Source organism: Desulfitobacterium hafniense DCB-2 (assembly GCF_000021925.1).
In the GTDB taxonomy this organism is placed as follows: Bacteria; Bacillota; Desulfitobacteriia; order Desulfitobacteriales; family Desulfitobacteriaceae; genus Desulfitobacterium; species Desulfitobacterium hafniense.
The window spans coordinates 1,239,128-1,251,841 of sequence record NC_011830.1 but is presented as its reverse complement, the minus strand read 5'-3'; the positions used below and the strand labels follow the sequence as shown (position 1 = coordinate 1,251,841).

Sequence of the window (12,714 nt, the reverse complement as noted above, 5' to 3'; positions counted from 1 at the left end):
GTGATTGCTTTTTCGGTCATTTTCTATATGGTCATGATGCTGGCCATCGGGTATTATTCTTACAAAAGAACCACAAACCTATCCGATTACATGATTGGAGGACGAACCCTGGGCCCTGCGGTCACAGCTTTAAGCGCCGGTGCCTCGGATATGAGCGGCTGGCTCATGATGGGGCTGCCAGGGGCTATGTTCGCTGCGGGAATCAGTTCCGGCTGGATTGTGGTCGGACTTACCATCGGCGCTTATTTCAACTGGCTCTATGTAGCTCCCCGCCTGCGTTCTTACACAGAAATCGCCAGCAATTCCATTACCATCCCTTCTTTCCTTGGCCATCGTTTTCGTGATACTTCCCATGTGATCCGTTTAGTTTCCGCACTTGTTATTATCATTTTCTTTACTTTCTATGTTTCTTCCGGTTTGGTTTCCGGCGCCGTCCTCTTTAATACCACCTTTGGCATCGGTTACCATACGGGGCTTTGGCTGATTCTTCTGGTCATCGTGGGGTATACCCTGATCGGGGGATTCTTAGCGGTCAGCTTTACAGACTTTGTCCAGGGATTAATCATGGTCACCGCTTTAACCATGGTGCCGGTGGTCACCCTCTGGCACAGCGGCGGCCTCGGCTCTTCCTTCACCACCATTCAAACCATTGATCCGGCACTCTTGAATATCTTCACCGGAACCAGTGTCATCGGTATCATCTCTCTTCTGGCCTGGGGTTTAGGCTATTTCGGCCAGCCCCATATTATTGTCCGTTTTATGGCCATCTCTTCGGTAAGCGAAATCAAAAAATCCCGCCGTATCGGCATGAGTTGGATGGTCTTTTCCGAAGTGGGGGCTATGCTTACCGGTCTCCTGGGAATCGCTTACTTTGCCACCCATGGCCTGACTCTGGCCGATCCTGAGACAGTGTTTATCGAGCTGGGAAAAATCCTCTTCCATCCCATCGTCACCGGGCTCCTGATCTCCGCTATTCTGGCCGCCATTATGAGCACTATTTCTTCGCAGCTTCTGGTGACCTCCAGCTCCCTGACCGAGGATATTTACCGGATTCTCTTCCACCGTGAGGCCAAAGATAAGGAATTGGTTTTCGTCAGCCGTCTCTGTGTTTTGCTCGTTGCTCTACTGGCCACCTATCTGGCCTGGACTCAAAACGATACCATCCTCAATCTGGTAGGCTACGCCTGGGCCGGCTTTGGTTCCGCCTTCGGCCCCGTTATTCTCCTCAGCCTCTACTGGAAACGGATGAACAAATGGGGAGCTCTGGCCGGTATGATCGTGGGCTCTGCCACCGTAATCCTTTGGGAGCAGTTCCCGACCTTCGCCGCCGTCTATGAAATGATCCCCGGCTTTATCATGGGCTTGCTTTCGATCATTATCGTCAGTCTGCTGACCACTGAGCCCTCCCAAGAGATCCTGGATGAGTTTGCTAAATCTGCAGCTGAGACAAAAGGTAACTAAGGGAGCTTAAATTAACCGAAAAAGCGGCTGTCACATTGGATTGTGACCAGCCGCTTTTTTCAACTTTCATCCCAGACTTGCTCAAGGAAAGAGCATCAATATTCTTTAGCTGTTTTCCTCAATGATATTGCGCGCGATTTTCACTCCGCAGGCCTCGGCCTGAGCCAGTCCCCGGGTAATTCCCGCTCCGTCTCCCCCGGCATAAAGTCCTGCAATCTCCGTCTCAAAGTTATTTTTCAGCTTGGGACGGGAAGAGTAGAACTTGGCTTCCACGCCATAAAGCAAGGTGTGCTCAGAGGCTATACCAGGCGTCACTTTATCCAGGGCCTCAATCATCTCAATGATGCTCTTCATGGTGGAATAAGGAAGCACCAACCCTAAATTACCAGGTACAGCTTCTTTGAGGGTGGGCTCCACAAAACTTTCTTTGACCCGCTTCTCTGTGGAACGGCGGCCCTTCATGATGTCCCCAAAGGTCTGCAGCAGCACGCTGCCGTTGGATAAATCATTAGCCAGCCGGGAAATGTTCTTGGCATACTCCGTAGGCTTGTTGAAAGGATAGGAGAAGTTATGGGATACCAGCAGGGCAAAATTGGTATTATGGCTGCCCAGATTCTTATCTCGGTAAGCATGGCCATTGGCCAGCATAACCCCGGTATGATTCTCAATAACCACATGGCCGGAAGGATTGCTGCAGAAGCTTCTCACCGTAGTCCCTACAGAGGTCCGATAGAGAAATTTCCCTTCATACAAATTCTCGTTAATATCTTCCATGATGGTATCCAGGGTTTCTACCCGAACCCCCACATCCACCTGGTTGCTGCTCATTTCCAGATTGTACTTCTTCAAGACATCCTTGAACCATTCCGAACCATCCCGTCCGGGAACCACGACTACTTTAGGAGCATAATACTCCTCTCCCTTATTGGTACGGATGCCTTTAACCTGCAGGTGTCCTTCCGCTTCAGCGGTCATAATATCGGCGACTTCCGTTTCGAACACCATGTCGATTTTTCCTTTGAGGTACTCATAAATATCCTTGAGGATTTCCAGGTTTAATTCTGTTCCCAGATGGCGGACTTGGGCCCGGAGCAGCTTCAAGCCGGCTCCCAGGGCCTTTCTCTCAATCTCCTTTACCGTAGGAGTGCTGGGATCGGTCAGTGAACTGGTCGCTCCATGCTTTAAGTTAATCTGATCCACATAGTGAATGAGGCTCAACACCTCCGAAGGAGGCAAATACTCGGTGAGCCATCCGCCAAACTCGGTGGTGATATTGAATTTCCCATCAGAATAGGCTCCCGCACCGCCAAAACCGTTGGTAATAGAGCAGGCAGGAGTGCAGCTGGCGAACTCTCTTTGCTTATTGGGGGGCGGACATTTCGAAAGAGTCTTTTTCAAAATAGGACAACTGCGTTTATAGATATCCCGTCCTTTTTCAATCAAAAGAACAGCAGATTCAGGAGCTTGCGTCGCTAATTCATAACTGGCAAAAATTCCGGCGGGGCCTGCCCCAACGATGATCACATTATACTTTTTCAAGGCTTATTCCTCCTCGGTTAAACTTAACGGCAGTCAAAACTTAACAGCAGCCAAACCCTAACAACTATACCTTATGCTCTTCAATAATTCAAGTCTAAAATCCGAACATTTTATTAAAAAATCGACTTTTTGTTTGGATTTTTTGCTCCACTGCCAAATAGCTCCCTTGAATTTAGTATTCAAGGGATTTTATGACAATAATAGAATATTTGTTTCTATTGATGCAGAACATATATTCTATTATAATAGATAGCGCAGACCCTGGCTCCCACTCCATTCACAAAGAGCGCTTCATTATGAATATGGTTTTTCTACATAGGTGGTGATTGGATCTTGAGCAAATCGATCATTTTTCATATTGATGTTAACTCGGCCTACCTTTCCTGGGAAGCCGTCTATCGCCTTCAGCAGGGAGATCCTCTGGATTTAAGGACTATCCCTTCCGTGGTGGGCGGCGATCCCTTGACCCGGCACGGGATTGTTCTGGCCAAGTCGATCCCGGCTAAGGAATATGCTATTAAAACCGGGGAGACTTTATACTCCGCCCTCGCCAAATGTCCGGACCTGATCATTGCCAGGCCTAATTATCTCCTCTTCCGTCAGTGCAGCGAGGCTCTAAGCCTTATTTTAAGAGACTATTCCCCTCTAATCCAACAGTTTTCCGTGGACGAATATTTTCTGGACTTCACCGCCATGGACCTTCTCTTTGGGGACCCTCTGGCTACCGCTTATAAAATCAAGGAGCGAATCAGGAACGAGCTGGGCTTTACCGTAAATATCGGTATTTCCACCAATAAACTGTTGGCAAAGATGGCTTCCGAACTCCAAAAACCCGACCAAGTCCATACCTTATTCCCTGAAGAGATTGCTGAGAAAATGTGGCCCTTACCCGTGGGGGAACTCTTCATGGTCGGAAGGGCAACCACCCGCCAGCTCCTCTCCCGCAATATCAAAACCATCGGAGAGCTGGCGCACACCGACCCTCGCCTCTTGAAAGGGATCATGAAAAGTCACGGCCTGCTGATTTGGAATTATGCTCACGGCATTGAAAACTCCCCCGTCCGCCCCGGCGGCCGGGTAGCGGTCAAAGGCATGGGCAATTCCACCACCACATCCTTCGATGTAAAAAACCGCAGAGAGGCTCACCTGGTTCTTCTCTCCCTTGTGGAAACGGTCAGCGCCCGCTTAAGGCATGATCAATACTTTGCCCGGCTGATATCCATTTCCTTTCGAACCCATGAATTCCTTTCCTATTCCCATCAACGCAAACTCTCCCACGCTACAGACTGTACCAATGAGCTATGGGAGATTGCCTGCCAGCTCTTTGACGAATTATGGAAAGGTCAGCCCCTGAGACATCTGGGAGTCCGGGCCTCTGAGCTCTGTCAAAACGATTTCCTGCAGTTTTCCTTTTTCACTAAGGATTACGAGCGGGATCGGAAAGTGGACCAGGCTGTCGATATCATTCGCCAGCGCTTTGGCTCTCAGGCTATTATGCGCTCCTCTTATCTCCACTCCGGCCTTAAATCCATGACTGGGGGAGTCATCGCTGAAGAGGAGTATCCGGCCATGACCAGCCTGCTTTAGCTCTAAAAAGGAGGGAGTGCTTTTCGTGAAGGTTATGATGCAGCCCCTGGAGATGATCGCCCATTTCAATGATCAGGGCATGCCCCGGCCCCTTAAATTCAAGGCCTACTTCGAAGATAGCCCTGTCGTCATTGCCGTCGACAAAATCATCTCCAAATCCGAAGAAAAACTGGCCGGCAATCCCATGCTTATTTTTCGCTGTCAAAGCATCAGCAACGGGCTTCTTAAGATTTATGAGCTGAAGTATGAACTTCATACATGCAAATGGTTTCTCTATAAGATGTGAGCAAGGAGGACCATGAGCCCCCTTAACCTGCTCTCAGTCCCCCTTGCTTAAAGGTTCATGATTTTATTTTCAGGATCTTTTCTTCCTTTTCCAGCATGGGATCAGGCCTTTGGAGAATGAGCCATACTTCGTCCGACGCTTTGAGCGATGGGCCGGAGCTCTGCGGCGAGTCGGGCAAACTGCTCCGGAGTCAGAGATTGCATCCCGTCGCTTTGGGCTTCCTCAGGATGGGGATGGACTTCGATCAGCAGCCCATCGGCTCCTACCGCTACAGCGGCCTTGGCTAAAGCAGGAATGATATCCACCCTCCCAGCCGCATGGCTGGGATCCACAATGACCGGCAGATGGGAAAGCACTTTCACCAGGCTCACCGCACTGAGGTCCAGGGTATTGCGGGTGCTGGGCTCAAAGGTGCGAATCCCCCGCTCGCAAAGAATCACCTGAGCATTCCCGCCGGCTAAGATATATTCTGCAGCCGCAAGCCATTCCTCCACCGTGGCCGCCAGGCCCCGCTTCAGAATCACCGGGTTTCTTACCTCCCCCAGCAGCTTAAGAAGGTGGAAGTTTTGCATGTTGCGGGACCCTACCTGCAGAATATCCACTTTATCCACCAGCACATCCAGGCTGCGTTCATCCATAACCTCCGTCACAGTAAGAAGTCCATATTCCGCTGCAGCTTCCCTCAGATAGTCTATTCCTTCTTCCCCTAACCCCTGGAAGCTATAGGGGGAAGTGCGGGGCTTATAGACTCCCCCTCTTAAAATCTTGCCGCCGGCTGCTTTGACCCCTTGGGCAGCGGCCCGCATCTGTTCTCCGGATTCCACGGCACAAGGACCGGCCATCAGCACGACCTCACGGGCTCCGATAGTCGTATCCCCTATCCTGATCGTACTTCGTTCATCCTTTAACCCCACTAAAGGCAAATTCATAACTCCAAACCCCCTGATATAATAGTCCACGGCGCCCTCTTCCTGAGATGAAAGCCGTGGACTTTCTGTCTTACCGCTCACTGCGCAGAAAAATTTCTTTATATTATATCCCACAAACCATTGCCCATACAAGGTATCGCCAAGCTATCTCCTTTTAATAAGTTTCCTTTTAATAAGGCAACCGTATCATTCCGAAAGGATCCACCTCCAGGTTAAAGGTTTCTCTTCGACCGTTCCATTGTATACTGAAACTACAGCTGTCTTCAGCCTTTCTCACTAAACCGCTCCCTCCGCCCAACCTGGCAAAGCCATCGGGACCTAGAGTATGCCATGTTCCACTGATGCTGCCATAATTACCTTCAAGGCTATAGTTAAAGGATTCCACTTGAGAAGGATTCCCCTTGTATTTGGCTGCAGAACTCCCTTCACTCCAGCTCTCATACCCCAGCACACCCTGATCATCTTTATAAAATTGGCCAAAGCAGTCAAGCACTACCTCAACCATCCAGTATTGACCCTCTCCCCGGAAAACCAGCGTCTTCCCGCCATTTAAGTCTCTCAGCACCAATTCCCTGATCGCTTTTGAGCGTTGCACATAGGAAGCATAGTCCGGCCCCATCGTCTTTAAGCTTTCTATGTCCAGCAAAGGGCAGTACACGATGAACATATTCTTCGCCGCCAGGGTCTGGAAAAGCTGGCTGTGAGGCAAAAACACCGCCATCATTTCGTCGTTAAATCTCCAGTAATGCCCGGCCAGCTGCTCCCGTTCCCTATGGGAGGAAAAGGGGTAGATCCATACTAAATCCTCAGAGCCACGGATGCGAAATATCTCAGGTTCAATGCCCAGCAGCACCGTATCCTCAAATCCTTCTCTTGCCACCGCTTCAAGCTTAAGCCCTTTTTGGGCAAAAAGCTTTGTTACCTCGCTCAAGGTCAGGGGACGATACTCCAGCTCTTCTTTGGTCATTCCCGAGGATAACCCTATCGAACCGGCGATCATCAGAAAAATCAAAGTGATGACAGCCAAGGATTGTACCGTTTTCGCCCTGCTCATCATCATGCCCTCCTCTTATCTTATTCTCAGGAAAAAATAAAGGAATTAACACTATTAACCAGTGTTAATTCCTTCTTCTATTTCAGAGCAGCAAAATCCTTTTTTAGTTCGATTCATTATTCGTGCTTACTTTGCGCTGGTTTCTCCCCTGCAGCCAATTCTTAATATAGGCATAAACCGCGGGAACAGCCGATATGCCAATGATCGCAAAGATCACCAAGGTAAAATTATCCTTTACAAAAGGCAGATTGCCAAAGAAATAACCTGCGCAAAGAGCTACCGTAACCCACAATAAAGCCCCTACGAAATTATACGCCAAGAACCTCAGGTATTTCATGGTGCCGACACCTGCCACAAAGGGGGCGAAGGTGCGAATAATCGGCAGAAAGCGGGCAATGATAATGGTCTTACCCCCATGCTTTTCATAAAACCTTTGGGTCTTCATCAGATTCTCATGGTTAAGGAAACGCATTTCTTTGGAGAATACTTTCGGTCCCAGGAAACGGCCGACCTCATAATTCACCGTATCCCCGATGACGGCAGCCGCCAGCAGTAAGAAAAACAAAATCCACACATCCAAGGCACCGCTGGCTGCGAAAGTACCTACCACAAAGATCAAAGAATCTCCGGGCAGAAATGGGGTCACCACCAACCCTGTTTCGGCAAAGATAATCAGAAAAAGAATGAGATATGTCCACACTCCATAAGAAGCTATGATTTCACCAATATGACTATCCAAGTGAATAAAAAAGTCCAACACGGTCTGCAGCAATTCCAAAGTTTAACCCCCTACCATCTTATAGAAAACCCATTTGTCAGCTAGTCCTCTCTTCCGAATTATCATAGCGTTTTATAGAAAAAAAATCAAATAAACTGCTTAAGATTTAAGAAAAGATTAATAAAAAGAAAAAACCGCCTGGAAGAGACGGTTCAGCTTTTGACAAGAGTTACCTCTTGTCTATATAAAAGGTAGGAGAAGAATGTCGTTACTTGTATACTATCACAACACCTTAAACTACAGGTGAAGAAACTGTAAACAAAATGTTAACATTATGTGAAGGAAATTGGCAAAGCCCCTTCACCTTCTCAACCTTCTTGGAATAAGACCGTGGAGAGATATCTTTCCCCCGTATCCGGGAGTAGAACGACGATGTTCTTTCCTTTATTTTCCGGTCTCTTGGCGATTTGGGTCGCCGCATAAGCCGCAGCACCTGAGGAAATCCCAACCAGCAGACCTTCCGTCTTCGAAAGTTTTCGAGAGGTCTCAAAAGCTTCCTCATTTTTGACCTGGAAAATTTCATCGATGACTTCTGAGCTATAGACACCGGGGACAAATCCGGCACCAATACCCTGAATCTTATGAGCTCCGGGAGTTCCTCCCGACAGCACCGGTGAATCTGCCGGTTCCACCGCGATAACTTTTACCCCCGGTTTCTTCTGCTTCAGGGCTTCACCCACACCGGTTACCGTTCCGCCGGTGCCCACTCCGGCCACAAAGATATCCACTTCTCCATCTGTATCTCTCCAGATCTCTTCAGCGGTGGTTTGCCTATGAATTTCCGGGTTAGCCGGATTGTTGAACTGCTGTGGTATAAAGGAATTCTTATATTCAGCAGCTAATTCCTCAGCTTTTTGAATAGCTCCTTTCATGCCGGCCGGTCCTGGAGTCAGCACCAGCTCCGCTCCCAAAGCCTTGAGCAGGTTCCTTCTTTCCACGCTCATGGTTTCAGGCATGGTTAAAATCAAGCGATAGCCACGGGCAGCGGATACAAAAGCCAAGGCAATTCCTGTATTGCCACTGGTGGGCTCAATAATGACCGTATCCTTGTTCAGCAATCCTTTCTCTTCCGCGTCTTTGATCATGGCGTAGCCAATTCTGTCTTTGACGCTGGAAAGAGGGTTAAAGTATTCAAGTTTTGCTATGACCTTAGCCTCTAATTCAGTGGTCCTATTGTAATTGGACAGTTCCAATAATGGGGTATTGCCAATTAGGTCAGTTAAACTTCTGGCGATTTTCGACATGTGGGTAACCTCCTTAAATATAAAATTAAGCGCTGTTTCCTATACCGTCTCGTTATTCCTAGTATTCTTATTTGTTTTGTTGTCTTTATTGTAATCCTTTACCTGCTCTGCTGTCAATAGAAATTTAACTAAAGACCATTCTCATGAGTATCCTGGCTGTAATGGCTTAATTCCATCAGAAAAGCCTCCGAGGCTTTCGTAAAATAAGTTTGCTGGCCTCTCGCAATAAGGAACTCCCGTGACAGGCGGGGCAAGTTTTCTTCCAGGGGTATAATGGCTATTTCTCCCGCCTTAATCTCTTTTTGAATAATCAGCTTTGATACTAAAGCGATTCCCAGTCCGCTCAGAACCGCTGCCTTAACCCCAGTGTTGCTGCTGAATCCATAAGAATGCTTGACCGGAATCTTCAGTGTTTCGATAAAGCGATCACTGAACTCACGGGTTCCGGAACCCGTTTCCCGTAGAATCCAAACCTGATCCTCAAGATCCTGAGCGGTGACCCCTTTTATTTTTGCCAAGGGGTGACTTGGCAGAGCAATCAAAACCATTTCATCCACCATGAAAGGCTCCAGGATAAACTCCTTACCGGTGATCTTACCCTCGACTAAAGCTACATCCAACCGGTTCTGCCTTAATCCTTGAGCAATCTCTTCCGTATTCCCGATGGTGACATTAATATTGAGATTGGGATACCTTCTGGCCGTTTGACTGACCAATTCCGGCAGAATATATTCCCCGATCGTAAAGCTCGCCCCAATGCGGAGATTTCCGGAAACAATGCTTTGAATCTGGTTGATTTTTTCTTTGGCCTCCTGGTATTGATTGATGATTCTGCAGGCCTGCTCATAGAGGATTTCTCCAGCCGGAGTCAAATCAACATGCTTTGAGGAACGATAAATGAGCTTTGTTCCAAACTCATTCTCTAAATTGCGAATGTGTGAGCTGACAGCCGGTTGGGAAAGGAAGAGATCTTCGGCTGCTTTGGAAAAGCTTTTTTCTTCTGCTACTTTCCTGAAAATTTCTAAGGTTTCTATTATCAATGGGACTACCTCCTGTTTATAAGCATTCGCTATGTATAGTATAACAAATCGGGATTGCGTTTAGTTCCTTGCTAAGGTTAAAGTAGAGATACGTTTTTAATCGGTTTTAATATTTACCTTAGGAGGATATCATGGCCATCATAAATAATCCAGTCGAAAGAACAGAAAGACACTTTCCTTCAGCTAAATTCCCCATCGCTCCCTTCCTGCCGGGACTGCTTTTCACCATGGGAGTTGCCGCCTTCGCCACGGGAATAGCTACCCTACCCGGCATCAGCAAGATTGGCGCCATGCTTTGTGCGATTTTTATAGCCGTTCTTTATCGCAATACTTTGGGCTATCCGGAAAAATGCCGCCCCGGCATCCAGTTTACCGCTCAGAAAATTTTGCGCTTTGCGATTATCCTTTATGGCTTTCGCCTCAATATCCATCTGGTCCTGCAACAAGGCCCCTCCCTTTTGTTTCAGGGGGTATTCACCATTGTCATCGCCGTCTTTACCACCCTTTTGGTGTCTAAGTGGCTTAAGGGTGATCGGCAGTTGTCCCTGCTCCTGGGCATTGGGACCGGTATCTGCGGGGCGGCGGCCATTGCTGCAGTTGCTCCTATCCTCAAAGCGAAGGACGAGGATACCGCCATCGGGGTGGGTATCATCGCCTTAATCGGTACTCTTTTTACCCTTGCCTATACCCTGCTTTATCCTTATCTAGGCTTAACCGCCCTCCAATACGGAACCTGGAGCGGGATCACCTTACATGAGATTGCTCATGCGGCGGCGGCGGCCAATTCAGTGGGAGCCGATGCCTTGACCGCCTCCTTGCTGGCTAAATTGGCCAGAGTCTTCCTCCTTATTCCTGTAAGTTTCGTTCTGCTTTGGTGGGTGCGCCGCCAAAGCAAAGAAACTGAGGACTCGACTCAGAGAGCCTCCTTTCCCTGGTTTCTGTTAGGCTTCATCTTAACCAGTCTCATTGGCACCTATCTCCCTCTGCCCACAGAAGTCTTGAATGCCATTGCCACCCTCTCCTCCTTTTTAATGGCTGCCGCCATGGTCGGATTGGGACTTAATGTTCATTTAGCCAGCCTCCGTTCCAGAGCCCTGCGTCCCCTCCTCGCTATGCTCGTCGCTTCTGTCCTGGTTTCCGCCTTTTCTTATTTCACTCTGATACTTTAACAGCATCATTGCCAATTCATAAGGAACGCCCCTGTGTCTCTCTGCAAGGGTATATCTACCATTACAGATTTGCACAGGGGCAATTTTCTTTCCTTATTCAAGCATCATGAATAACACACTTCCTATTCTCAGCCGGCGGCTTTTCTTAGGGCCTGCTCGAGATCATAGATGAGATCCTCTGCATCTTCTATACCAATGGAGAGCCTGACCATATCCGGGGTAACTCCTGCCGCCACCAGATCCTCTTCCGATAACTGAGCATGAGTGGTGCTGGCCGGGTGAATGACCAATGACTTGGCATCGGCTACATTAGCCAGCAAGGAGAAGATTTCCAGGCTGTCAATAAACTTCTTGCCGGCCTCGATCCCGCCCTTAATACCAAAGGTAAAGATGGAACCCGCACCTTTGGGAAGATATTTTTGAGCGAGTTCATAGTATTTACTCTCTTTAAGGCTGGGATAGTTTACCCAGGCCACCTGAGGATGATTGCTCAAGAAATCCACGATTTTTTTCGTATTGGCCACATGCCTTTCCACCCGAAGGGAAAGAGTCTCCAGCCCTTGGAGGAACAGGAAGGAATTAAACGGACTCAAGGCTGCTCCCGTATCCCGCAAGAGCTGCACCCTGGCTTTGGTGATATAGGCTGCCGGTCCCAATGCTTCCGCATAGTTTAAGCCATGGTAGCTGGCATCCGGCTCAGTTAAGCCCGGGAATCGGCCGCTGCCGGCCCAATCAAATTTTCCTGAATCCACAATAATCCCACCGATGGAGGTTCCGTGTCCCCCGATGAACTTGGTCGCTGAATGGACTACAATATCCGCCCCAAACTCAAACGGGCGAATCAGATAAGGTGTACCAAAGGTATTATCAACGATTAAGGGCACTCCATATTCATGAGCGATCTGAGCCACAGCCTCAATATCGATAAGATTAATGCCCGGATTGCCTATAGTTTCAATATAGAGAGCCTTCGTTTTTTCGGTAACCGCTTTGCGAAAATTCTCCGGATCATCAGGATGGACGAATACCGTCTTAATCCCCAGCTTAGGCAAGGTTGTTGAAAAAAGATTGTAAGTTCCTCCATAAAGGGTACTGGCTGAGACAATCTCATCTCCCACTCCGGCAATATTTAAAATGGCATAGGTAACTGCAGCCGAACCCGAAGCGACGGCCAATGCTCCCACTCCACCCTCCAAGGCGGCGATCCGCTGCTCGAAAACATCGGTGGTGGGATTCATGATCCGTGTATAGATATTCCCGGTTTCTTTTAAGCCAAATAAATTGGCCGCATGTTCCGCATTAGCAAAGACGTAGGATGAAGTCTGGTAAATAGGTACAGCCCTTGAACCTGTGGTAGGATCGGCCGTTTGCCCTCCATGGACCTGTAGGGTATCAAATTTTAATTGTCTCTCGCTCATCATATCGCTCCTTTACCCTCAATCTGGCGCATTCTCAAAGTAATCAAATATGTTTACTCTACTTTAATAAAGTTTAAGTTCATTCACCTCTTTTGTCAATAGAAAAAACCTGATGTATTATATAATTTTTTATTATTTATTTAATCTATATTCTAACAGTTTTTAAGAAGAGAATAAAGAACAACCTTCTGAAAAAGCTCAGAAGGCTG

11 protein-coding genes are annotated in these 12,714 nt (G+C 48.1%); 4 read left to right on the top strand and 7 right to left on the bottom strand.

Annotated elements, in window-relative coordinates; all coding sequences use genetic code 11:
* Positions 1–1,461, top strand: a complete 1,461-nt coding sequence (gene putP / locus DHAF_RS05805; RefSeq protein ID WP_015943238.1) for a sodium/proline symporter PutP — start codon at positions 1–3, stop codon at positions 1,459–1,461.
* Between the two features lie 105 nt (positions 1,462–1,566).
* Here the strand turns inward: putP and DHAF_RS05800 are convergent, their stop codons facing one another.
* On the bottom strand, positions 1,567–3,000 hold the full coding sequence (locus DHAF_RS05800; RefSeq protein WP_015943237.1) for an NAD(P)/FAD-dependent oxidoreductase: 1,434 nt from the start codon (positions 2,998–3,000) through the stop codon (positions 1,567–1,569).
* Positions 3,001–3,333: 333 nt separating this feature from the next.
* Between DHAF_RS05800 and DHAF_RS05795 the strand changes: the two genes are divergently transcribed.
* Both DHAF_RS05795 and DHAF_RS05790 read left to right on the top strand, forming a co-directional pair.
* Positions 3,334–4,587, top strand: a complete 1,254-nt coding sequence (locus tag DHAF_RS05795) for a Y-family DNA polymerase (protein WP_005813715.1) — start codon at positions 3,334–3,336, stop codon at positions 4,585–4,587.
* 25 nt (positions 4,588–4,612) lie between these two features.
* Entirely contained in the window at positions 4,613–4,873 is a 261-nt protein-coding gene (locus tag DHAF_RS05790) for a hypothetical protein (protein ID WP_015943236.1), read from the top strand.
* A gap of 101 nt (positions 4,874–4,974) precedes the next feature.
* On the opposite strand, the gene aroF is transcribed toward DHAF_RS05790, so the two are convergent.
* From aroF to DHAF_RS05765, 5 genes are all read right to left on the bottom strand, one after another.
* Positions 4,975–5,934: a 3-deoxy-7-phosphoheptulonate synthase gene (gene aroF, locus DHAF_RS05785; RefSeq protein ID WP_018306370.1), complete on the bottom strand. Its 960-nt coding sequence runs from the start codon at positions 5,932–5,934 to the stop codon at positions 4,975–4,977.
* 37 nt (positions 5,935–5,971) lie between these two features.
* On the bottom strand, positions 5,972–6,862 hold the full coding sequence (locus DHAF_RS05780) for a hypothetical protein (protein ID WP_148213281.1): 891 nt from the start codon (positions 6,860–6,862) through the stop codon (positions 5,972–5,974).
* A gap of 97 nt (positions 6,863–6,959) precedes the next feature.
* The gene (locus DHAF_RS05775) at positions 6,960–7,634 is read right to left on the bottom strand and encodes a DedA family protein (RefSeq protein WP_005813709.1); all 675 of its coding nucleotides are present in this window, start codon (positions 7,632–7,634) and stop codon (positions 6,960–6,962) included.
* Positions 7,635–7,942: 308 nt separating this feature from the next.
* Positions 7,943–8,878 (bottom strand): cysteine synthase A, encoded by a 936-nt coding sequence (gene cysK, locus DHAF_RS05770; RefSeq protein ID WP_015943233.1) that lies wholly within the window; start codon positions 8,876–8,878, stop codon positions 7,943–7,945.
* 128 nt (positions 8,879–9,006) lie between these two features.
* Positions 9,007–9,918, bottom strand: coding sequence for a LysR family transcriptional regulator (locus tag DHAF_RS05765; RefSeq protein ID WP_005813706.1), 912 nt, complete (start codon positions 9,916–9,918; stop codon positions 9,007–9,009).
* Positions 9,919–10,049: 131 nt separating this feature from the next.
* Here DHAF_RS05765 and DHAF_RS05760 point away from each other — a divergent pair, with 131 nt between their 5' ends.
* Positions 10,050–11,087, top strand: coding sequence for a YeiH family protein (locus tag DHAF_RS05760; protein ID WP_005813704.1), 1,038 nt, complete (start codon positions 10,050–10,052; stop codon positions 11,085–11,087).
* A 128-nt stretch (positions 11,088–11,215) separates the two neighbouring features.
* On the opposite strand, the gene DHAF_RS05755 is transcribed toward DHAF_RS05760, so the two are convergent.
* Complete coding sequence (locus DHAF_RS05755) at positions 11,216–12,505, bottom strand: homocysteine synthase (RefSeq protein ID WP_015943232.1); 1,290 nt, start codon at positions 12,503–12,505, stop codon at positions 11,216–11,218.
* Between the last annotated feature and the right edge of the window lie 209 nt (positions 12,506–12,714).